The sequence below is a fragment of the Chthonobacter rhizosphaerae genome (assembly GCF_013839525.1).
Taxonomy (GTDB): Bacteria; Pseudomonadota; Alphaproteobacteria; order Rhizobiales; family Pleomorphomonadaceae; genus Chthonobacter; species Chthonobacter rhizosphaerae.
Map to the genome: position 1 here is coordinate 53,325 of NZ_JACDIS010000011.1, position 20,571 is coordinate 73,895.

Genomic DNA, 20,571 nt, shown 5'->3' on the forward strand with positions numbered 1-20,571 from the left:
CCGGACCTTGGCGACGGCGGCCGACGAAGCAGGACGTGATCCGGTGACCGACGCGAGCAAAACCACGCCCCTGGAGGAGGTCTGCGTCGCCAAGGGCATGCGGATGACGGACCAGCGCCGCGTGATCGCGCGCGTGCTGGAGTCCTCCACGGACCATCCGGACGTGGAGGAGGTCTACCGGCGGGCCTCGGCGATCGACCAGAACATCTCCATCTCCACCGTCTACCGCACCGTGAAGCTGTTCGAGGACGCCGGCATCATCGCCCGCCACGACTTCCGCGACGGCCGGTCGCGCTACGAGACCGTGCCGGACGAGCACCACGACCACCTGATCGACCTGCGCTCGGGCCGCGTGATCGAGTTCCGCAGCGAGGACATCGAGGCCCTGCAGGAGGTGATCGCGGAGCGGCTCGGCTACCGGCTGGTGGACCACCGGCTGGAGCTCTACGCCGTGCCGCTCGACGACAAGCCGCGGCGCTGACCGGACGCTGATGGCGCGCCTCCGCCCCGTCCTCGCGCTCGGCCCGCTCGTGCTCCTCACGCTCGCGCTGATGCCGGTCCAGTGGCTGGCGATCCGGTTCGACTGGCGCATCGGCCACCGGCTGCCGATGGTGTTCCACCGGGCCGCCTGCCGGGCGCTTGGCGTGCGGGTCGCGGTGCGCGGCCGGCCGGCTCCGGATCGGCCGCTGCTGATCACCGCCAACCACGTGTCCTGGATCGACATCGTGGTGCTCGGCTCCCTGATGCCGCTCTCCTTCATCGCCAAGAGCGAGGTGGCGGACTGGCCGCTGTTCGGGCTCCTGGCGAAGCTCCAGCGCACGGTGTTCGTCGACCGGCAGCGCCGGACCCAGACCAGGGACCAGGCGGCGGCGATCGCGGAGCGGCTCGCGGACGGCGACGCCATGGTGCTGTTCGCCGAGGGCACCACGGGCGACGGCAACCAGATCCTGCCGTTCCGCTCCGCGCTCCTCGGGGCGGCGCGGGCGGCGGTGGACGCGGGCGGCCACAGCCACGTTCTGGTCCAGCCGGTCGCCATCGCGTACACGCGCCTGCACGGCCTGCCCATGGGGCGGCTCGGGCGGGCGCACGTGTCGTGGATCGGCGACCAGGACCTGCCGCCGCACCTGATGGCCATCGTCCGGGAGGGCGCGGTGGACGCGGTCGTGTCGTTCGGCGACCCGATCCCGTTCGACCGGGACGGCGACCGCAAGCGCGTGACCGCCGCGGCGGAGGCGGCGGTGCGCACGCTCCTGTCGGAGGCCCTGCGCCGGGGCGGCTGACACGGTCGCCGGCGCCGCTATTCTCATCAGGGCGGAAAAGGGGTAGAGGTCTTTCTCATGCCGGCCCGGCCCGGGCATCCCATCCGGAGCGCAAGACTTCGACCGTGACCGCTGAGAAGACCGTCTACATCAAGACCTACGGCTGCCAGATGAACGTCTACGACAGCGATCGCATGTCGGACAGCCTGGCGCCGCTCGGATACCGGCAGACCGACGTCATCGAGGCCGCGGATCTCATCATCCTGAACACCTGCCACATCCGCGAGAAGGCCGCCGAGAAGGTCTATTCCGAGCTCGGCCGGATCCGCCAGGTGAAGGCGGAGCGCCGGGCGGCGGGACAGGCCACCATGGTGGCCGTCGCCGGCTGCGTGGCGCAGGCGGAGGGCGAGGAGATCATCCGCCGGGCGCCGGTGGTCGACATGGTGTTCGGCCCCCAGGCCTACCACCGCCTGCCGGACCTGATCGACCGGGCGGCCCGCGGCGAGCGGCCGAGCGACCTCGCCGAGGCGGCCGCGCCGTTCAAGACCGCGGCGCCGGCCAAGGTGGTGGCGACGGACTTTCCCATCGAGGACAAGTTCGACAGCCTGCCGCCGGTCAGCGCGGAGCGCACCCGGTCGCGCGGGGTGACCGCCTTCCTGACCGTCCAGGAGGGCTGCGACAAGTTCTGCACCTTCTGCGTCGTTCCCTACACGCGCGGCGCGGAGGTGTCCCGGCCGGCCGGCAAGGTGCTCGCCGAGGCGCGGGCGCTGGTCGCCGCGGGCGTGCGCGAGGTCACCCTCCTCGGCCAGAACGTCAACGCCTACCACGGCGAGGGCGAGGACGGGGACGACTGGACCCTCGCCCGCCTGATCCGGGCGCTCGCCCGCATTCCTGGGCTCGACCGCCTGCGCTACACCACCAGCCACCCGCGCGACATGGGCGAGGACCTGATCGGCGCCCACCGCGACCTGCCCCAGCTGATGCCCTACCTGCACCTGCCGGTGCAGTCGGGCTCGGACCGGATCCTCGCCGCCATGAACCGGAGGCACACGGCGGACGACTACCTGCGCCTCGTGGAGCGGATCCGCGCGGCCCGGCCGGACATCGCCCTCTCCGGCGACTTCATCGTGGGCTTCCCGGGCGAGACGGACGCGGACTTCGAGGCGACGCTCGCGCTCGTCCGGGCAGTCGGCTACGCGGGCTGCTTCACGTTCAAGTATTCGCCGCGCCCCGGCACCCCGGCGTCCGACCTCGACGGCCAGGTGCCGGAGACGGTGAAGACCGAGCGGCTCCACCGGCTGCAGGCCCTCATTGACGACCAGGAGCGCCGGTTCGCGGCGGGCCTCGTCGGCCGCACCCTGCCGGTGCTCCTGGAGAAGGCGGGCCGGCTGCCCGGCCAGCTGGTCGGCCGGTCGCCCTATCTCCACCCGGTGCACGTGACCGCGCCCGCCGGCCTCATCGGCTCCATCGCGCCCGTCGCCATCACGTCGACCGGGCGGCACAGCCTCAACGGCGACGTGGTTCCGTCCGATGGGGCGGAACCGGGCGCGTCCCCTGCCGTTCGGCTTTCGGCATGACGGTTTTGCCGCCGGGCGGCCGGCGGCCCGTTTCGACCCGTTCTTCCTCCGGACCGGAGAGCGCATGACCCACGCTTCGGACATGACCCATGTCGTCCTCGTCTTCGACGACAATCGCCTGATCGGCGACCTCTACGGGCAGTTCGACCAGCATCTCGCCCTGATCGAGCAGCGGCTCGGGGTGGACACCACCGCCCGCGGCAATCAGGTGACGATCCGCGGGCCGCACGAGGCCTGCGCCCGCGCGCGCGACGTGCTGGAGGCCCTCTATGCCCGGCTGCAGACCGGCCAGGAGGTCACCGGCGGCGACGTGGAGGGGGCGATCCGGATGGCCATCACCCTCGACGGCCAGCTCGCCCTGCCGACGCTGGAGCCGAAGACGCGGCTGAAGCTCGCCCAGATCGCCACCCGGCGGAAGACGGTCGTCGCCCGCAACCCGGCGCAGGATGCCTACATCCGCGCCATGGAGCGGTCCTCCCTGGTGTTCGGCCTCGGCCCCGCCGGCACCGGCAAGACCTATCTGGCGGTCGCCTACGCGGCCGCGCTCCTGGAGCGCGGCGACGTGGCGCGCCTGATCCTGTCCCGTCCGGCCGTGGAGGCGGGCGAGCGGCTCGGCTTCCTGCCGGGCGACATGCGCGAGAAGATCGACCCCTACCTGCGGCCGCTCTACGACGCCCTCTACGACATGATGCCGCCGGACAAGGTGGAGCGCGCGCTCACCTCGGGCGCCATCGAGGTGGCGCCGCTCGCCTTCATGCGCGGCCGCACGCTCGCCAACGCGGCCGTCATCCTGGACGAGGCGCAGAACACCACGTCCATGCAGATGAAGATGTTCCTCACCCGCCTCGGCGACGGATCGAAGATGATCGTCACCGGCGATCCGACCCAGGTGGACCTGCCGCCGGGCCAGACCTCCGGCCTCGTGGAGGCGACCCGCATCCTGCGCGACGTGCCCGGCGTCGTGCAGGTGACCTTCAGCCACGAGGACGTGGTGCGCCACGAACTCGTCGCCCGGATCGTCAAGGCCTATGACGACGACGGCCGGGAGAAGCTGATCGCCCGGAAGGCCCCCGCGTGACCACCCCGACCCTCCTGGCGGACATCCGCGTCGAGGCCGGCGCCTGGGGCGACGAGGCCCTGCTGCAGCGCCTGGTGGATCGGGCCGTGCAGGCGACGGCCGCCATGGCGGACGCGGAGATCCTGGACCAGTCGGAAGTGTCGGTGCTCCTCACCGACGACGCGCACATCCGCGTCCTCAACCGGCAGCATCGCGGCTTCGACAAGCCGACCAACGTCCTCTCCTTCCCGCAGGACGACCCGGACGCGGACGCCTACGGCCCTCTTCTCGGCGACATCGTGGTGGCCCGGGAGACCGTGGAGCGCGAAGCGGTCGACGAGGACGTTCCTTTCAGTCATCATCTGACCCACATGATCGTGCACGGGTTGCTTCACCTGATCGGGTACGACCACGTGCAGGACGAGGAGGCCGCCGAGATGGAGGCGCTGGAAACGGCGATCCTGGCGACCCTCGGCATACCGGATCCTTATGCCGACCCGCCCGTCGCGGCGGACGGCGGCCGGGGCGGCCAAGGAGACGGTTCGACGGACAGCGCCCCACGAGCGAAGGATCCATGACCGACCCCGATACGCAGAGTACACCCGCGGTGCCCGTTCTCTCCCCGCCGGCGAGCCTTTCCCCGACGGACCAGAACGGAACGCCGCTTCCGCATTCCGGCTGGCTCGACCGCCTGCGCGAGGCCTTCGGCTTCCGGGCCGTCTCCCTCCGGCAGAACCTGGAAGAGGCCCTCAGCCGCGACAACGCGCTGGACGCGGCCTTCTCGCCCGAGGAGCGGGCGATGATCCGGAACATCCTCCGCCTGCGGGAGACCCGGGTCGACGACGTGATGGTGCCGCGGGCCGACATCCTGGCCGTGCCGCACGACGTCACGCTGACGGACCTGCTCAGGATCTTCGAGAACTCCGGCCACTCGCGCATGCCGGTCTACCGGGAGACGCTCGACGACGCCCTCGGGATGGTCCACATCAAGGACCTGATGACCCATCTGGTGATCGCGGCCCGGCAGGGCGCGGACACGGAGGCCGGTCCGCTCGACCTCGGCGCCGTGGACCTCGCCCGGACGCTGGAGGACGCGCAGCTGCTGCGGCCCGTCCTCTTCGTTCCACCCTCCATGCCGGCGACCGACCTCCTGGCCAAGATGCAGGCGGCACGGACCCAGATGGCCCTGGTGATCGACGAGTACGGCGGCACGGACGGCCTCGTCTCCATCGAGGACCTGGTGGAGACCATCGTCGGCGAGATCGACGACGAGCATGACGAGACGGACGACCCGCTCATCGTGGCGGCCGACGACGGCAGCTTCCTGGCCGATGCGCGCGCCGACCTCGACACGGTGTCGGAGGCCATCCCGGGCTTCGTGCCGGACGACTTCGACGACGAGGCGGACACCCTCGGCGGCCTCGTCTTCGCCCTGCTCGGCCGCATTCCGGCCAGCGGGGAGGTCGTCACCTCGGAGGACCTGCCGGGCTTCACCATCGAGGTGCTGGAGGCGGACCCCCGCCGGCTGCGGTCGGTAAGGATCATCCCGGCGCCCGGCGGGGCCGGACGGGCGAGGCCGGCCGAGCCGCGGCCGGCGGACGCCTGATCGGACGCTCCCTCGCTTGACCGTCGTCGCGCGGCGCGACAACCCTCCTCCCGCCGCAGGGGTGATTCGCGGTCAAGCAAAGGAGCCTCGATGCGGTCCATCGCTGAGGCCGTCATTCTGTCCTGGGGCTGGGGCCGGGTGGCCCTGGCGTTCGGGGCCGGCGCGGCATCGTCCCTGGCGCAGGCGCCGGTGCACCTGGCGCCGGTGCTCTTCCTCACCCTGCCGACGCTCGTGCTCCTTCTCGACGGCGCGGTCGCGCCCGGGCGGCGCGGGATTCGCCGGCTCCGGCCGGCGGCCGCCGTCGGCTGGTGGTTCGGTTTCGGCTATTTCCTGGCCGGCCTGTGGTGGATCGGCGCCGCCTTCCTGGTGGAGGCGGAGACGTTCGGCTGGCTGATGCCCGTCGCCGTGGTGGCGCTGCCGGCGGGCCTTGCCCTCTTCCACGCCCTCGGGGCGACGGTCGCCCGGCTGTTGTGGATCGACAGCCCCTGGCGGGTGCTGTCCCTGGCGATCGGCCTCAGCGCCGCGGAATGGCTTCGCGGCCACGTGCTCACCGGCTTTCCGTGGAACCTGATCGGCCAGGCGGCCGCCTTCACGGACGTGACCGCCCAGGCGGCGAGCCTTGTCGGCGTCTACGGGCTGACGGCCCTCGGGATCCTGGTATTCGCCGCGCCGGTCCTGCTTCTGGACGAGACCGCCCCGCGCGCCCGCATGGGCGTGCTGGCGACCGCGGTCGCCCTCGTGGTGGGCGTGGTCGGCTACGGCACCTACCGGCTCGCCGGCGCGCCCGGGCCGGGCGAGGGCCTCGTGGACGGCGTCCGTTTCCGGATCGTCCAGCCCGCCGTGGACCAGTCGCAGAAGTGGGACCCGGAGGTCCGCCAGCGGACCCTCGACACCTACCTGGCGCTCTCCGACCAGAGGACGGACCCGGAGCGCCTCGGCGCCATGAGCTTCAGCCACATCCTCTGGCCGGAGACCGCGCTGCCCTTCTTCCTCACCGAGGAGCCGGACGCGCTCGCCCGCATCGCCGACATGCTGCCGACCGGAACCACCCTGGTGACCGGGGCGCCGCGCATGGAGCTCGGCGCCGACCGGCGGCGCTTCTACAACAGCGTCTACGCGGTGGACGACGCCGGCCGGATCGCGGGCGCCTACGACAAGGTCCACCTGGTGCCGTTCGGCGAATATCTTCCGCTGCAGTCCCTGGCGGAGGCGGTGGGCCTGCGCCAACTGGCCAGCACCATCGGGGGCTTCTCGGCGGGCCCGGGCCTCCGAACCCTGCCGGTCGGTCCGTCGGGCCTGAAAGCCGGCATCCTGGTCTGCTACGAGATCATCTTCTCCGGCCGGGTGACCGCGCCGGAGCGGCCGGACGTGCTCTTCAACCTGACCAACGACGCCTGGTTCGGCTACACGTTCGGACCCTTCCAGCACCTGGACATGGCGCGGCTGCGTGCAATCGAGGAAGGCCTGCCCGTGGTGCGCGCAGCCAACACGGGAATATCTGCGGTTATCGATCCGTTCGGCCGATATCTCGCCCTTCTCCCTCTTGGAGAGCGCGGAGTTCTCGACTACGGCCTCCCTGCGGCGGTGGGGACCCCGTTTTTTTCTGACTATGGCTCACATTTTTTATTAACGTTCTACGTAATTTCGGTCATTTTGGTTGCGCTCGGGGGGCGCAAGCATGCGTGGAAGCGTTGACACGGACTAAACCCAGGCGGACAATTGCTATTGTCGGCATGAAAAAGTCAAAACTGCCGTGTCGACAGCGCCGGAGGGCACCATGACCAGGACCGCTCCCCCCGTCGCGAAAACAAGAAGGACTTCGCGAGAAGTCTAACCGCTAACGAGAAACACATGGCCAGCAAGAAATCACCAAACCCGATTGACGTGCATGTCGGAAGCCGCGTCCGCCTTCGTCGCATGATGTTGGGGATGAGCCAGGAAAAGCTGGGCGAGGCGCTCGGCATCACGTTTCAGCAAATTCAGAAATACGAGAAGGGCACGAACCGGGTCGGCGCGAGCCGGCTCCAGCACATCGCCACCGTTCTCAAGGTGCCGGTGTCCTTCTTTTTCGAGGATGCGCCGGGGTCTCCGGAGGAGGCTATCGGCTTCGGCGAACAGTCCCATTCCTACGTGGTCGACTTCCTGTCGAGCTCCGAGGGCCTGTCGCTCAACAAGGCGTTCGTGCGCATCAAGGATCCGAGGGTCCGCCGCCGGATTGTGGACCTGGTGCAATCGCTCGCCGGCGAGGAGGAAAGCGTCGCCTGAGGGATGGCGTTCCGGCCGAGCCGCGTGCGACCACCGGTCCGGAGGGCGCACGCGGCTTGCTATTTCGGGGACTGCTTGCGACAACGGAGACGCCGTGGCCGGCACCCGCGAGTGCCGCCATTTCCTTTACTTTGAGGGGTGTCTCCCTAATGGCTCGTCGCGACTATCTCTTCACAAGCGAATCCGTATCCGAAGGCCACCCGGACAAGGTGTGCGACCGGATCTCCGACACCATCGTCGACGCCTACCTGTCGGCCGAACCCGAAGCGCGGGTTGCGGCAGAGACGCTGGCCACCACCAACCGGGTCGTCATCGCCGGCGAGGTGCGTGGCCCCGACTCGATCACGCCGGAGGTGATCGAGCGGCTCGCCCGCGCGGCCATCCGGGACATCGGCTACGAACAGGACGGCTTCCACTGGGAGACCGCCAAGATCGACGTGCTGCTGCACCAGCAGTCGTCTGACATCGCCCAGGGCGTCGACGCGTCCGGCAACAAGGACGAGGGTGCCGGCGACCAGGGCATCATGTTCGGTTACGCCTGCCGGGAGACCCCGGAGCTGATGCCCGCCCCGATCTTCTACGCGCACCGGATCCTGAAGCGGCTCGCGGACGCGCGCAAATCCGGCGAGGAGCCGAGGCTCGGTCCCGACGCGAAGAGCCAGGTCACTCTGCGGTACGCGAACGGCAAGCCCGTGGAGGCGACCTCCATCGTGCTGTCGACCCAGCACCTGGACGCGTCGCTGACGTCCGAGGACGTGCGGGCGATCGTGGCGCCCTACATCCGCGAGACCCTGCCGGACGGCTGGATCACCGCCGACACGGTCTGGCACGTGAACCCGACCGGCAAGTTCGTGATCGGCGGTCCGGACGGCGACGCCGGCCTGACCGGCCGCAAGATCATCGTGGACACCTACGGCGGCGCAGCCCCGCACGGCGGCGGCGCCTTCTCGGGCAAGGACCCCACCAAGGTGGACCGCTCCGCCGCCTACGCGGCCCGGTGGCTCGCCAAGAACGTGGTCGCGGCCGGCCTCGCCGAGAAGGCCACCATCCAGGTGTCCTACGCGATCGGCGTGTCCGAACCGCTGTCCATCTATGTGGACCTCCACGACACCGGCGTGGTCGATCCGGCCCGGCTGGAAGCCGTGCTGGCCGACAAGGACGTCGTCCGGCTCAGCCCGCGGGGCATCCGCGAACGGCTCGGCCTGAACCGGCCGATCTACGCCCGCACCTCCGCCTACGGCCATTTCGGCCGCCCGGCCGACGAGGACGGCGGCTTCTCCTGGGAGCGGCTCGACCTGGTGGACACGCTCCGCTCGGCCCTGCTCTGACGCGGCCGGACGCCGGCAGCCGGTCGTCCGGCGCCGGCGTCCTCCGGTCTGAAGATCCAATGAAAGACAGCGCAGTGATGACGCCTCTCGAGGACGCGCGCGACGCCGCCTTCTTCGGTCGTCGCAAGGGCAAGGCCCTGCGGGCGGGTCAGGCGGAGCGGCTCCGGCAGCTTCTGCCCCGGCTGGCGGTGCCGCTCCACGAACCGGCGCCGACGGACCTCGGCGCGCTCTTCCGGCACGCCCCGACGGAGATCCGGCTGGAGATCGGCTTCGGCGGCGGCGAACACCTGGCCCATCGGGCGGCCGAGCGGCCGGACGTGGGCTTCATCGGAGTGGAGCCCTTCGTCAACGGCATGGTGAAGGCCCTCGGCCTGATCGAGGAGCGCGGCCTCGCGAACGTGCGGCTCAGCGACCGCGACGCCATCGCGGTGCTGGACTGGCTGCCGTCCGCGTCGCTGCAGCGGATCGTCCTCCTCTATCCGGACCCATGGCCGAAGAAGCGCCACTGGAAGCGCCGCTTCGTCGGCCCCGACACCCTCGCGCGGTTCGCCCGGGTGCTGCGGCCCGGCGGCGAATTCCACTTCGCGTCCGACATCGAGAGCTATGTGGACTGGACGCTGTTCGAAACGCGCCGAGTCCCGGGCTTCCGCTGGACCGCGACCCGGCCGCAGGATTGGCGCCAGCCCTGGACGGGCTGGCCCGGAACGCGCTACGAGGCCAAGGCGATCCGGGAGGGCCGTGTGCCCGCCTACCTGACGTTCCGGTGGGAGCCGGATGGAGATCGCATGGCGTTTGATGAATTCAACGATACCCTTCGGTCGCGCGACCCGTCATAGGTGGGAGGCGAAGGAGAAGGGGACCCGATGCAGATCGACACGACCGCAGTCGCCGACGTCCTGATCCTCACGCCGAGGCGGTTCGGCGATGATCGAGGCTGGTTCAGCGAGGTCTACCGGGACGACGTGTTCCGCGAGGCCGCCGGGGACGTCACGTTCGTGCAGGACAACCAGTCGCTTTCCCGCGCCGCCGGGACGGTGCGGGGACTTCATTTCCAGCGGCACCCGAAGGCGCAGGGCAAGCTCGTGCGCTGCGTGCGCGGCGCGCTCCTCGACGTGGCCGTCGACATCCGCGTGGGGTCGCCCACGTTCGGGCGGCACGTGGCCGTGGAGCTCAGCGCCGACAACGGCCGACAGCTCTGGCTTCCGGTCGGCTTCGCCCACGGCTTCTGCAGCCTTCAGCCGGACACGGAGATCCTCTACAAGGTGACCGACACCTACAGCGCCGCCGACGACGGCGGCATCCTGTGGGACGACCCGGACCTCGGCATCGCGTGGCCGGTCGCGCCGGATGCCGCCGTCCTGTCGGAAAAGGACCGCCGCCTGCCGCGCCTGTCCGAACTTCCGCCTCTTTTCCCATACAGGTCGTGACCACGGACGTCGCCCCTCCGGCCGGGCGCGGTCTCAAGCACCGGCGTTTCGGTCGGGCTTCTTGAGGGAAAGGACCTTCGCTCCCATGCGCATTCTCGTCACCGGCGGCGCCGGCTTCATCGGATCGGCCCTCGTGCGCCACCTCGTCGGCGAGGTCGGGGCGGAGGTGCTGACGGTCGACAAGCTCACCTACGCGGGCAACCTCGCCTCGCTGAAGGTGATCGAGAACGCCCCGAACCACCGCTTCGCCAGGATCGACATCTGCGACCGGGCGGCCCTCGACGAGGCGATCGCGTCCTTCCGGCCGACGCGGATCATGCATCTCGCCGCCGAAAGCCACGTGGACCGGTCGATCACCGGCGCGGCGGACTTCATCACCACCAACATCAACGGTACCTTCACGCTGCTCGAAGCCGCGCGCGCCTACTGGAGCACGCTGCCGGCGGCCGAGATGCAAGAGTTCCGCTTCCTCCACGTGTCCACGGACGAGGTCTACGGCTCGCTGGGGCCGGACGGCTTCTTCCGGGAAGACACGCCCTACGATCCGAGCTCGCCCTACTCGGCCTCCAAGGCCGCGTCCGACCACCTGGCGATCGCCTGGCACCGGACCTACGGCCTGCCGGTCGTGGTGTCGAACTGCTCGAACAATTACGGGCCCTACCATTTCCCGGAGAAGCTGATCCCGCTCATCATCCTCAACGCGCTCGACGGCAAGCCGCTGCCGGTCTACGGCGACGGCTCTAACGTGCGCGACTGGCTCTACGTGGAGGATCACGCCCGCGCCCTTAATCTGATCGCGAGCCGCGGCCGGCTCGGCGAGAAGTACAACGTGGGCGGCCGCAACGAACGGTCCAACATCGACGTGGTGCGCCGGATCTGCCGGACCCTCGACGCCGTGCGGCCCGCCGCCGCGCCGCGGGAGCAGCTCATCACCTTCGTGACCGACCGGCCCGGCCACGACCATCGCTACGCCATCGACGCCAGCAAGCTGGAGACGGAGCTCGGCTGGCGGGCGGAGCAGACGTTCGAGACCGGCATCGAGCGCACCATCGCGTGGTATCTGGAGAACGACTGGTGGTGGGGGCCGCTGCGCTCCGGCGTCTACGGCGGCGAGCGCCTCGGCGTGCTGCCCGCGGCCGCCGCCCGGACGGGAGCCTGACGCCCATGCGCATCGCCGTGACCGGCCGGGAAGGTCAGGTGGTCCAGTCGCTCCTGGAGCGAGGTCCGATCGCCGGCGCCACGGTGATCGCGGTCGGGAGGCCCGACCTGGACCTCGCCGACCCCGGCACCGTGATGCCCGCTCTCGAAGCCGCCGCGCCCGACCTGGTGGTGTCGGCGGCCGCCTATACGGCGGTGGACAAGGCCGAGACCGACGCCGCGACCGCCCACGCGGTGAACGGCGCCGGCGCGGGCGCCGTGGCGGCCGCGGCCGCCCGCCTCGGGGTGCCGGTGATTCATCTCTCCACCGACTATGTGTTCGACGGCGCCAAGCCGGACCCGTACGTGGAAACCGACCCGACCGGCCCGCTGGGGGTTTACGGCGCCTCCAAGCTTGCCGGCGAGGCGGCCGTGGCCGCCGCCGCGCCGGACCACGTGATCCTGCGCACCGCGTGGGTCTACAGCCCGTTCGGGGCGAACTTCGTCAAGACCATGCTGCGCGTCGGCGAGACCCGCGACGTGGTGCGGGTGGTGGCCGACCAGCACGGCCGGCCGACGGCCGCTCTCGACATCGCCGACGCGGTGATCCAGGTCGGCCGCAACCTCCTCGGTTCGGACGATCCGGCGCTCCGGGGCGTGTTCCACATGGCGGCCGGCGGCGAGGCCACGTGGGCGGACTTTGCCGAGGCGATCTTCGCCGAGGCGGCCGCCCGGGGCCGGCGAGTGCCGGCGGTGGAGCGTATCGCCACCACCGACTATCCGACCCCCGCCCGGCGGCCGGCCAACTCCCGCCTCGACGGCACGAAACTCTCGAACGCGCACGGGGTGGTCCTGCCGGACTGGCGGGCTTCGCTCGGCGTCTGCATGGATCGGCTGCTCTCCTGACGACCCGCGTCACGCGCCGGCCGGGCGGCGGCCGCGCCATCCTCTCCAACCGATAGGGCTCGTGCTCATGAAAGGCATCATTCTGGCAGGCGGCAGCGGCACACGGCTGCATCCCATGACGCTGGTGACGTCCAAGCAGCTGATGCCGGTCTACGACAAGCCGATGATCTACTACCCCCTGTCGGCCCTGATGCTGATGGGGATCCGGGACGTGCTGGTCATCTCCACGCCCCGCGACCTGCCGTCCTTCCAGGCCCTCCTCGGCGACGGCGACCAATGGGGCATGCGCTTCGCCTATGCGGAGCAGCCCTCGCCCAACGGCCTCGCGGAGGCCTACCGGATCGGCGCCGACTTCGTGGCCGGCTCGCCCTCGTGCCTGATCCTCGGCGACAACATCTTCTACGGTCACGGCCTGCCGAACCTTCTGGAGAAGGCCCGCTCCCGGATCACCGGCGCGTCCGTGTTCGCCTATCACGTGACCGACCCGGAGCGCTACGGCGTCGTGGAGTTCGACGCCGCCATGCGGGCCGTCTCCATCGAGGAGAAGCCCAAGGCGCCGAAGTCCAACTGGGCTGTCACCGGCCTCTACCTCTACGACCAGCAGGTGGTCGACATCGCCGCCGACCTGCAGCCGTCGGCCCGCGGCGAACTGGAGATCACGGACGTGAACCGCGCCTATCTGGAGCGGGGGCAGCTGAATGTGGAGATCATGGGCCGCGGCTTCGCCTGGCTCGACACCGGTACGCCGGACAGCCTTCTGGAGGCGGCCGAGTTCGTCCGCACCCTGGAGAAGCGCCAGGGCTTTAAGATCGCCTGTCCGGAGGAGATCGCCTTCAAGCGAGGCTTCATCGACGCCGCCCAATTGGAGCGGCTCGGCACGGCGCTCGGCAAGAGCACCTACGGCCGCTACCTGATCGACATGGTTCTCGCCGGCCACTGAGAGGCGCGCGCTCGCGCGCCTTTCCACCCGGTCAGGCCCCCTCGCCCGCGTCGGCCGGGGCGAGGCGCGCGCCGGCGAACCCGTCGGCCGCGATGGACGTGCACAGGTCCGCCCAGGAGCAGCCCCGGCAGGCGGAGCGCGACCGCCCGGTCCGGAACAGCTCTCTTGCGGCGTCGAGACGATCCGCGGTGAGCCGGATGGCGCCCTCCCCGCCGAGGCCCATGAGCCCGGCGACGTCGTGGACGGCGCGCCGGTCCCGCTCGGCGGCGGAATCGCCATGGCAGTGGGCGTCCGGCGCCTCGGCCACATGGGCCGCGCAGATGTCGTCCGGCCCGTCGACGATCCGGACCGGCGCGCCGGTCCGGATCCGCTCCACCACCGCGTCCATGGCGGCGACGAAGGCCGGCGAGTAGCCGCGACCCACATAGGTCAGGATGCAGAGCAGGTGGTGCCCCCGCAGCCGCACCGCGGGGGCGTCGGTCCGGTCGTGCTCCGGCCCGTCAACCCGCGGCAGCACGCTTCTCGCGCTTGCGGTCGTTGGACGGCTGGTAGGCGACGCGGGCGTGGAAGGCGCAATAGGGGATGCCGCTGTCCGACTTCCGGCCGCAGAAGAAGAAGTCCGGCCGGCCCGGGTCGCCGATCGGCCACTTGCAGGTCTGCTCGGTGAGATTGAGGATGGTGACCCGCTCGAAGGAGACCGGCTCGGCGTCGATCACCGGCAGGATGCGCGGCTCCACCGCCACGGCGGTCTCCCGCTCCAGGTCCGGATCGGCCTTCACCACCACGTTGCCGATCGTGATCGGCTGGGCGGGACGGACCGGCGACGACGCCTGCTGGGCGGCGGGTCGGCCCTGGACCGGCTTCGGGCGCGCCGGGGCGGCCTGCGCCGGACGGGCCGGCTGGACCTGCGGCTTGACGCGGCCGCTGAGCCCCAGGCGGTGCACCTTACCGATCACGGCGTTCCGCGTGACCCCGCCCAGTTCCGCTGCGATCTGACTGGCCGACAGGCCTTCCGACCACAGTGACTTCAGGCGTTCCACACGTTCATCCGTCCAGGACATCGTCTCATCCCTTGTTCGCGCCGCATCGGCAGAATCCGGGTTCATGCGCCCGGACAGACTTTCCGGATACGCTTGGACAAGCGCGCACATGACCCGAGGACTGGTTGTGGCCACGACATCTCGTGGCCGATATGGTGAATCTATAATAGCGGTAGACTCCGAGGCAACCGCCCAACCCCCGACCCATTCGCAAGCGACAACTTTTCCCCAAATATCGTGGCGTTTCGGCAGCACTTGCGCTCGCGTCGAATCTATCCTTCGGCCGAGTGTTGCAAGATGACGGGCAGATGAATCCAGCCGTTGCATCGGCGGCGGCGACAGCATTGACAGTCAAGCCGTCGTTCATGGTATATGGGAACCGGGCCGCGCCTGCCGGATATGGAAGGCGCGGCCCGCCGTTTTCTGGCGGATCGGTCGCGCGATGTGCGCTGTCGCAAAGCCTCCGCCCGTGTCTGACGCCGTTGATCGAGGTAGGCCATGAGTGCCGTTCACACCCAGACCCCGGGAGCCGTTCCGTCCGTTCAATCGCCGCTCTACCAGACGTTCTCGCGAGCGGACGTGGCGTTCGAGCGCGGCGAGGGCGCCTGGCTGACGGCGACCGACGGCAGCCGATGGCTCGACTTCGGCTCGGGAATCGCCGTGAACGCCCTCGGCCACGCCCATCCCCATCTGGTGCAGGCGCTCACCGAGCAGGCCGCCAAGCTCTGGCACGTGTCGAACGCGTTCCAGATCCCCGAGCAGGAGCGGCTCGCCGCCCGCCTCGTGGAGGCCTCCTTCGCCGACCGGGTGTTCTTCACCAACTCGGGCGCGGAAGCGCTGGAGTGCGCCATCAAGACGGCCCGGCGCTTCCACTACGCGGCCGGCCGGCCGGAGCGCTACCGCATCCTGACCTTCGAGGGCGCCTTCCACGGCCGGACCCTGGCGACGCTCGCGGCGGGCGGCCAGCAGAAATATCTGGAGGGCTTCGGCCCGAAGGTGGACGGCTTCGACCAGGTGCCGTTCGGCGACCACGAGGCGCTGAAGGCCGCCATCACGCCGGAGACCGGCGCCATCCTGATCGAGCCGATCCAGGGCGAGGGCGGCGTGCGGCCGGTTCCGTCCGTCTGCCTCAAGGGGCTCCGGGAGCTCTGCGACGAGACCGGCATGCTTCTGATCTTCGACGAGGTGCAGACCGGCATCGGCCGCACCGGCCGGCTGTTCGCCCACGAGTGGTCGGGCGTGACGCCCGACATTCTCGCCTCGGCCAAGGGGCTCGGCGGCGGCTTCCCGGTGGGCGCGTGCCTGGCGACCGAGGCGGCCTCGGCCGGCATGACGGCGGGCAGCCACGGCACCACCTTCGGGGGCAACCCGCTTGCCATGGCGGTGGGCAATGCCGTGCTCGACGTGGTGCTGGCGCCCGGCTTCCTGGAGCATGTGCGCGAGGTCGGGCTGCGGCTGAAGCAGTCCATGGCCCAGGTGGTGGACCAGAACCCGGACGTGTTCGAGACGGTGCGCGGCGAGGGCCTCCTGCTCGGCCTCAAGTGCAAGGCGCCGTCCGCCGACGTGGTGGCCGCCATGCGGGCGGAGAAGATCCTCGGCATCGGGGCGGGCGACAATGTGGTGCGCCTGCTACCGCCGCTGATCATCGGCGAGGACGAGGTGCGCGAGGCGGTCTCCCGCGTGGACGCGGCCGCCAAGGCCGTGGCCGCGAAGGCCGCCGCGGTCGCCTCGGCCTGAGGAGGACGCTGGATGACGACCGCCACCACCCCAGCAGCCGTGACGCCCGCCGCGACCGGCGGCCTCAGGCATTTCCTCGATCTCACGGACGTCTCGTCCGCGGACCTGAGGCGCATTCTCGACGGCAGCCTCGCCATGAAGGCGGACCTGAAGGCCAGCGGGCGCGGCGCGCGCCCGCTGGATGGCAAGGTCCTCGCCATGGTGTTCGAGCGCCCGTCCACCCGCACCCGCGTGTCCTTCGACGTGGGCATGCGCCAGCTCGGCGGCGAGACCCTGATGCTGACCGGCGACGAGATGCAGCTCGGCCGCGGCGAGACCATCGCGGACACCGCGCGCGTGCTGTCGCGCTACGTGGACGCCATCATGATCCGCATCCTGGACCATGACGCGCTGATCGAGCTCGCCGCCAACGCCACCGTCCCGGTGATCAACGGCCTCACGCGCCTCTCCCACCCGTGCCAGATCATGGCCGACGTGATGACCTTCGAGGAGCACCGCGGCCCGATCGCCGGCAGGACGGTGGCCTGGACGGGCGACAGCAACAACGTGCTCGCGTCCTGGATCCACGCGGCGGCGCGGTTCGACTTCACGCTCCGGATCGCCACCCCGCCGGAACTCGAGCCGCGCGAGGCGCCGGTCGCCTGGGCGCGCGGCTGCGGCGCCCGGGTGGAGATCGGCACCGACCCGTTCGAGGCGGTGGACGGGGCGGATGCGGTGGTCACAGACACCTGGGTGTCCATGGGCGACGCGGACGGGGAGCGCCGTCACAATCTCCTGAAACCATATCAGGTGAACGATCGTTTGATGGCGGCGGCGTCCAAGGACGCCATCTTCATGCACTGCCTTCCCGCGCACCGCGAGGAGGAAGTCACGGCCAGCGTGATGGACGGTCCCCAATCGGTCGTGTTCGACGAGGCGGAGAACCGCCTCCACGCCCAGAAAGGCATCCTGGCCTGGTGCCTGGGAGCGATTGCCTGATGAGCGACTTCCAATCGGCCGGTCGCCCGGTCTCCGGCGACGACAGCGTCCTGCCCTTCCAGGTGGACGCCCTCGACGCCCGCGGGCGCGTGGTCCATCTGGGGCCGGCGCTCGACACCATCATAAGCCGCCACGACTATCCGCCGGCCGTGTCGCGTCTGCTGGGGGAGGCGGTGGCGCTGACGGCGCTGCTCGGCACGTCGCTGAAGTTCGAGGGCCGGTTCATCGTCCAGACCCAGTCGGACGGCCCGGTGCACATGCTTGTGGTGGACTTCGAGACGCCCGACCGGCTGCGCGCCTGCGCGCGGTTCGACCGTGACGCCGTCATGGCGGCGGTCGCCGCCGGAATGGACAAGCCGGAGGACCTGCTCGGCAACGGCCATCTGGCCATGACCGTTGACCAGGGCCAGTACACCAACCGCTATCAGGGCGTCGTGCCGCTGGACGGCCGGTCTCTGGAGGACGCGGCGCACCAGTATTTCGCCCAGTCCGAGCAGATCCCGACCCGGGTGCGGCTCGCGGTCGGCGAGCTGATGACCCGCGATCCCGGCCACGAGCCGCGCCGGGAGTGGCGCGCCGGCGGCCTTCTGGTTCAGTTCCTGCCCGAATCGGAAGACCGGGTCCGCGTCCGCGACCTGCACCCGGGCGACGCTCCCGAGGGCACCGACCCTTATGTGGACGAGCACGAGGACGACGACGCCTGGACGGAAGCCCGCGTGCTCGTCGAGACCGTGGAGGATGTGGAGCTCACCGATCCGGCGGTCTCGGCGGAGAGCCTCCTCTTCCGCCTGTTCCACGAACGCGGCGTGCGCGTGTTCGACCGCCAGCCGCTGAAGGAGCAGTGCCGCTGCTCGCGCGAGCGGATCGACGACATGCTGCGCACCTTCACGCCCGACGAGCGCCGGGACATGACGGTGGACGACCGCATCACGGTGACTTGCGAGTTCTGCTCCACGGTCTACGACTTCGACCCGGTCCAGTTCGACGCCCCGGCCGACGGGAGCGAGGCCGGCGGCGATGGCGTCCCGGATGAACGCGGCGAAGAGGCGTCTCCCGACCGGATCGGCTCGTCGGACGGGAGCGCCGATCCGGGATCGTCGGACGACGAACCGATCGTGCGCTGACAAGGCCAGCGCGCCGGCGCGGGTCCGGACCGCGCGTCGGACCGGCGCGAGCGCGAGTCCTGTCCAGCCGTCTCCCTTCCTGCCGTCGCCCGCGCGCGGGGTCGGCCGATCTCTCGATCGCCGCCGTCAGGCCAATCGGGCGGCGAAAGCCGCGATCCGGCGCGCCGCGGTCGCCAGATGGCCGGCCATGGTCTCGCCGCTCGCCCGGCGCGGCTTCAGGTCGTGGTCGCCGTCCTCGAACCAGGCCACCTCGGCTCGCGGTCCGAGATCGTAGGACGCCACCTCGTCCTTGCCGCCGAAGGGATCCCGCGTGCCCTGCAGCACCAGGACCGGCAGCCGCGCCGCCTGGAGCGGCGGCAGGCGCGTTTTTTCCGGCTCGCCCGGCGGGTGGAACGGATAGCCGTAGGCCACCACGCCGCGGACGCGGGGCTCCAGGGTCTCTCCGGCGGTCATCACCGCCACCCGCCCGCCGAGGGACTTGCCCCCGATCAGAAGCGGCCCGTCGGTGTCCGCGAGCGCCGCCTCGAGCGCCTGCCGGTAGGCCGGCACCAGGGTTTCGGCCTTCGGCGGCGGCTTGCGGGCGCCGGTGCGCCGGGCCGCCATGTAGGGGAACTCGAAGCGGAGAACGGCGACGCCCTCCGCCCCCACCGCCGCCGCGAAGGCTTCCAGGGCCGGGCTGTCCATCGGCCCGCCGGCGCCGTGGGCGAGAAGCAGGGTCGCGCGCCGGCTTCCGGCCGCCGGCGTGGCCAGGAAACCGCCGGCCGGCCCGGTCACCGGGCCTCCAGCACGTGGACGGCGGCGGCGAGATCCTCAAGGGCGGTCCCGACCGACTTGAACAGGGTGATCTCGCCGTCGTCCGCCCGGCCGCCATGGCGGCCGGCGCAGAGGTCGAACAGGTCCGCCCGGATGGCGGCGTCCGTGAGCACGCCGTCGCGGAGCGGCTGGACGATGTCGCCGGCCTCGTGGCAGGCGCCGGCGCGCGTGTCTACGAACACCGACGACCGGACGACGGCCGTGTCGTCGGCCTCGCGCATGGTGGGCGTGAAGCCGCCGACCAGGTCCACATGCGTCCCGGGCCGCAGACGGGCGCCGCGGACGAGCGGCGTCTCCGAAAGAGTCGCGGCGCTGACGATGTCGGCCGCCCCCACCGCGTCGTCGATGTCGTCGGCGATGTGGACGGCGACCGTCCGGTCGCGGAGGACGGCAGGGATGCCGGCCGCGAACGCCTCCGCCTTGGCGCGGTCGCGGGCCCAGACGGTGACGGTGTCGATGGGCCGGACCGCCGCATGGGCGGCGACCAGATGGGGCGCCATGGCGCCGGCGCCGATCATCAGGAGATGGCGGGCGTCGCGGCGGGCGAGATAGTCCGCCGCCAGGGCCGAGGCCGCGGCGGTGCGCCGGACGGTGATCTCCTTGCCGTCGAGCACCGCCAGGGGCTCGCCCGTGTCGCCGGCCATCAGCACGTAGACGCCGTTCACGGCGGGCAGGCCGCGCCGGCCGTTGTCCGGGAAGACGGACACGAGCTTGGTGCCGATATAGCCACCCCTGCCCTCCCGGTGCCAGGCGGGCATGAGGAGAAGCGTCGCGGCGGCGTCCGCGCCGCGGTCGATGGTGTGGTGGTGCCGGAGCGGGGTCTCGATCCGGCTCCGGAAGGCCGCCCGCAAGGTGTCGACGAGAGCGTCGGGCGGCAGGGCCGCCGCGACCTCGGCGGCCGTGTAGATCCGCATCGGCGTGTCAGGCCGCGCGGCGGCTTGGCGCCGGCAGGCCCGGGCCGGCGGGCGCGGTCTGCTCGCGCAGGCGCTCCGCCTCGCCCTTCCAGCGTCTCGCCTCGCGGCGGTTCTGGCGGGCGGCGCGGCGGAACCGGCCCTGGCGCGCCCACACGGCCATGCCGCCGAGGAGCACGCCGACCATGAGGGTCACGAAGAAGATGACGTAGAGCGACACCGTGACGGTCATGTAGGGCGTCTGCGGCGTGAACGGGTCGAGGATGATGGTCACCGGCTGGTTGTTGACCAGCGCCAGCGCGATCACGACCAGCGCGATGGGCGCCCCGATGAGGAGGAAGACCAGGGTTCGCACGAGACGACACGTCCTTTCGGCTGGGCCGGGGCCATGGCCGGCCCCGGGCGGTGTACGGAAACAGGGCTTCGCCGGGCGGGGTTCCGCCGGCTCCGCCGGTCAGCAGGCTTG

22 protein-coding genes are annotated in these 20,571 nt (G+C 70.9%); 17 read left to right on the plus strand and 5 right to left on the minus strand.

The genetic code is table 11. The features are described 5' to 3' along the window. Window positions 1-43: 43 nt before the first annotated feature. The 14 genes from HND91_RS17765 (at window position 44) to rfbA (ending at window position 13,502) form a co-directional block, all read left to right on the plus strand. Window positions 44-481 (plus strand): Fur family transcriptional regulator, encoded by a 438-nt coding sequence (locus HND91_RS17765; protein WP_425485486.1) that lies wholly within the window; start codon window positions 44-46, stop codon window positions 479-481. A gap of 10 nt (window positions 482-491) precedes the next feature. Beyond that, window positions 492-1,280 carry a lyso-ornithine lipid O-acyltransferase gene (gene olsA / locus HND91_RS17770; RefSeq protein WP_181707947.1) on the plus strand — a complete coding sequence of 263 codons (789 nt, stop codon included), beginning with the start codon at window positions 492-494 and terminating at the stop codon, window positions 1,278-1,280. Between the two features lie 104 nt (window positions 1,281-1,384). Beyond that, on the plus strand, window positions 1,385-2,836 hold the full coding sequence (gene miaB / locus HND91_RS17775) for a tRNA (N6-isopentenyl adenosine(37)-C2)-methylthiotransferase MiaB (protein WP_181707948.1): 1,452 nt from the start codon (window positions 1,385-1,387) through the stop codon (window positions 2,834-2,836). A gap of 64 nt (window positions 2,837-2,900) precedes the next feature. Continuing rightward, window positions 2,901-3,914 (plus strand): PhoH family protein, encoded by a 1,014-nt coding sequence (locus HND91_RS17780; RefSeq protein WP_210272777.1) that lies wholly within the window; start codon window positions 2,901-2,903, stop codon window positions 3,912-3,914. Further along, complete coding sequence (gene ybeY, locus HND91_RS17785; protein WP_181707949.1) at window positions 3,911-4,471, plus strand: rRNA maturation RNase YbeY; 561 nt, start codon at window positions 3,911-3,913, stop codon at window positions 4,469-4,471. The genes HND91_RS17780 and ybeY overlap by 4 nt, the downstream gene beginning before the upstream one ends. Continuing rightward, window positions 4,468-5,499, plus strand: coding sequence for a hemolysin family protein (locus tag HND91_RS17790; protein WP_181707950.1), 1,032 nt, complete (start codon window positions 4,468-4,470; stop codon window positions 5,497-5,499). Before ybeY ends, HND91_RS17790 begins: the two co-directional genes overlap by 4 nt. 90 nt (window positions 5,500-5,589) lie before the next feature. Next, window positions 5,590-7,194 carry an apolipoprotein N-acyltransferase gene (gene lnt, locus HND91_RS17795; protein WP_181707951.1) on the plus strand — a complete coding sequence of 535 codons (1,605 nt, stop codon included), beginning with the start codon at window positions 5,590-5,592 and terminating at the stop codon, window positions 7,192-7,194. Window positions 7,195-7,350: 156 nt separating this feature from the next. After that, window positions 7,351-7,764, plus strand: a complete 414-nt coding sequence (locus tag HND91_RS17800) for a helix-turn-helix domain-containing protein (RefSeq protein ID WP_181707952.1) — start codon at window positions 7,351-7,353, stop codon at window positions 7,762-7,764. A gap of 149 nt (window positions 7,765-7,913) precedes the next feature. Beyond that, a complete protein-coding gene (gene metK / locus HND91_RS17805; RefSeq protein WP_181707953.1) occupies window positions 7,914-9,092 on the plus strand; it encodes a methionine adenosyltransferase in 1,179 nt (392 codons plus the stop codon). 77 nt (window positions 9,093-9,169) lie between these two features. After that, entirely contained in the window at window positions 9,170-9,928 is a 759-nt protein-coding gene (gene trmB, locus HND91_RS17810) for a tRNA (guanine(46)-N(7))-methyltransferase TrmB (RefSeq protein WP_181707954.1), read from the plus strand. Between the two features lie 27 nt (window positions 9,929-9,955). After that, on the plus strand, window positions 9,956-10,519 hold the full coding sequence (gene rfbC / locus HND91_RS17815; RefSeq protein ID WP_181707955.1) for a dTDP-4-dehydrorhamnose 3,5-epimerase: 564 nt from the start codon (window positions 9,956-9,958) through the stop codon (window positions 10,517-10,519). Between the two features lie 85 nt (window positions 10,520-10,604). Continuing rightward, on the plus strand, window positions 10,605-11,678 hold the full coding sequence (rfbB, locus tag HND91_RS17820; protein WP_181707956.1) for a dTDP-glucose 4,6-dehydratase: 1,074 nt from the start codon (window positions 10,605-10,607) through the stop codon (window positions 11,676-11,678). A 5-nt stretch (window positions 11,679-11,683) separates the two neighbouring features. After that, complete coding sequence (gene rfbD, locus HND91_RS17825) at window positions 11,684-12,562, plus strand: dTDP-4-dehydrorhamnose reductase (RefSeq protein ID WP_181707957.1); 879 nt, start codon at window positions 11,684-11,686, stop codon at window positions 12,560-12,562. Between the two features lie 67 nt (window positions 12,563-12,629). Further along, entirely contained in the window at window positions 12,630-13,502 is an 873-nt protein-coding gene (gene rfbA, locus HND91_RS17830) for a glucose-1-phosphate thymidylyltransferase RfbA (protein ID WP_181707958.1), read from the plus strand. A gap of 31 nt (window positions 13,503-13,533) precedes the next feature. Here rfbA and HND91_RS17835 read toward each other — a convergent pair whose 3' ends face one another. Then, complete coding sequence (locus HND91_RS17835; RefSeq protein ID WP_343057393.1) at window positions 13,534-14,019, minus strand: DUF1284 domain-containing protein; 486 nt, start codon at window positions 14,017-14,019, stop codon at window positions 13,534-13,536. Further along, window positions 14,003-14,563, minus strand: a complete 561-nt coding sequence (locus HND91_RS17840; protein ID WP_181707959.1) for a GcrA family cell cycle regulator — start codon at window positions 14,561-14,563, stop codon at window positions 14,003-14,005. Before HND91_RS17840 ends, HND91_RS17835 begins: the two co-directional genes overlap by 17 nt. Window positions 14,564-15,040: 477 nt before the next feature. On the opposite strand from HND91_RS17840, the gene HND91_RS17845 reads away from it, so the two are divergent. The 3 genes from HND91_RS17845 to HND91_RS17855 are packed head-to-tail and all read left to right on the plus strand — an operon-like array spanning window position 15,041 to window position 18,381. After that, complete coding sequence (locus HND91_RS17845) at window positions 15,041-16,279, plus strand: aspartate aminotransferase family protein (RefSeq protein ID WP_181707960.1); 1,239 nt, start codon at window positions 15,041-15,043, stop codon at window positions 16,277-16,279. 12 nt (window positions 16,280-16,291) lie between these two features. Further along, on the plus strand, window positions 16,292-17,257 hold the full coding sequence (gene argF, locus HND91_RS17850) for an ornithine carbamoyltransferase (RefSeq protein ID WP_181707961.1): 966 nt from the start codon (window positions 16,292-16,294) through the stop codon (window positions 17,255-17,257). Beyond that, window positions 17,257-18,381: an Hsp33 family molecular chaperone gene (locus HND91_RS17855; protein WP_181707962.1), complete on the plus strand. Its 1,125-nt coding sequence runs from the start codon at window positions 17,257-17,259 to the stop codon at window positions 18,379-18,381. The genes argF and HND91_RS17855 overlap by 1 nt, the downstream gene beginning before the upstream one ends. Before the next feature lie 126 nt (window positions 18,382-18,507). On the opposite strand, the gene HND91_RS17860 is transcribed toward HND91_RS17855, so the two are convergent. From HND91_RS17860 to HND91_RS17870, 3 genes are read right to left on the minus strand one after another with little or no spacing between them, the layout of a single operon-like run. Continuing rightward, complete coding sequence (locus tag HND91_RS17860) at window positions 18,508-19,155, minus strand: alpha/beta family hydrolase (protein ID WP_343057394.1); 648 nt, start codon at window positions 19,153-19,155, stop codon at window positions 18,508-18,510. Then, complete coding sequence (lhpI, locus tag HND91_RS17865; protein WP_181707963.1) at window positions 19,152-20,108, minus strand: bifunctional Delta(1)-pyrroline-2-carboxylate/Delta(1)-piperideine-2-carboxylate reductase; 957 nt, start codon at window positions 20,106-20,108, stop codon at window positions 19,152-19,154. Before lhpI ends, HND91_RS17860 begins: the two co-directional genes overlap by 4 nt. A 7-nt stretch (window positions 20,109-20,115) precedes the next feature. After that, entirely contained in the window at window positions 20,116-20,460 is a 345-nt protein-coding gene (locus tag HND91_RS17870; protein WP_181707964.1) for a LapA family protein, read from the minus strand. Window positions 20,461-20,571 lie beyond the last annotated feature (111 nt).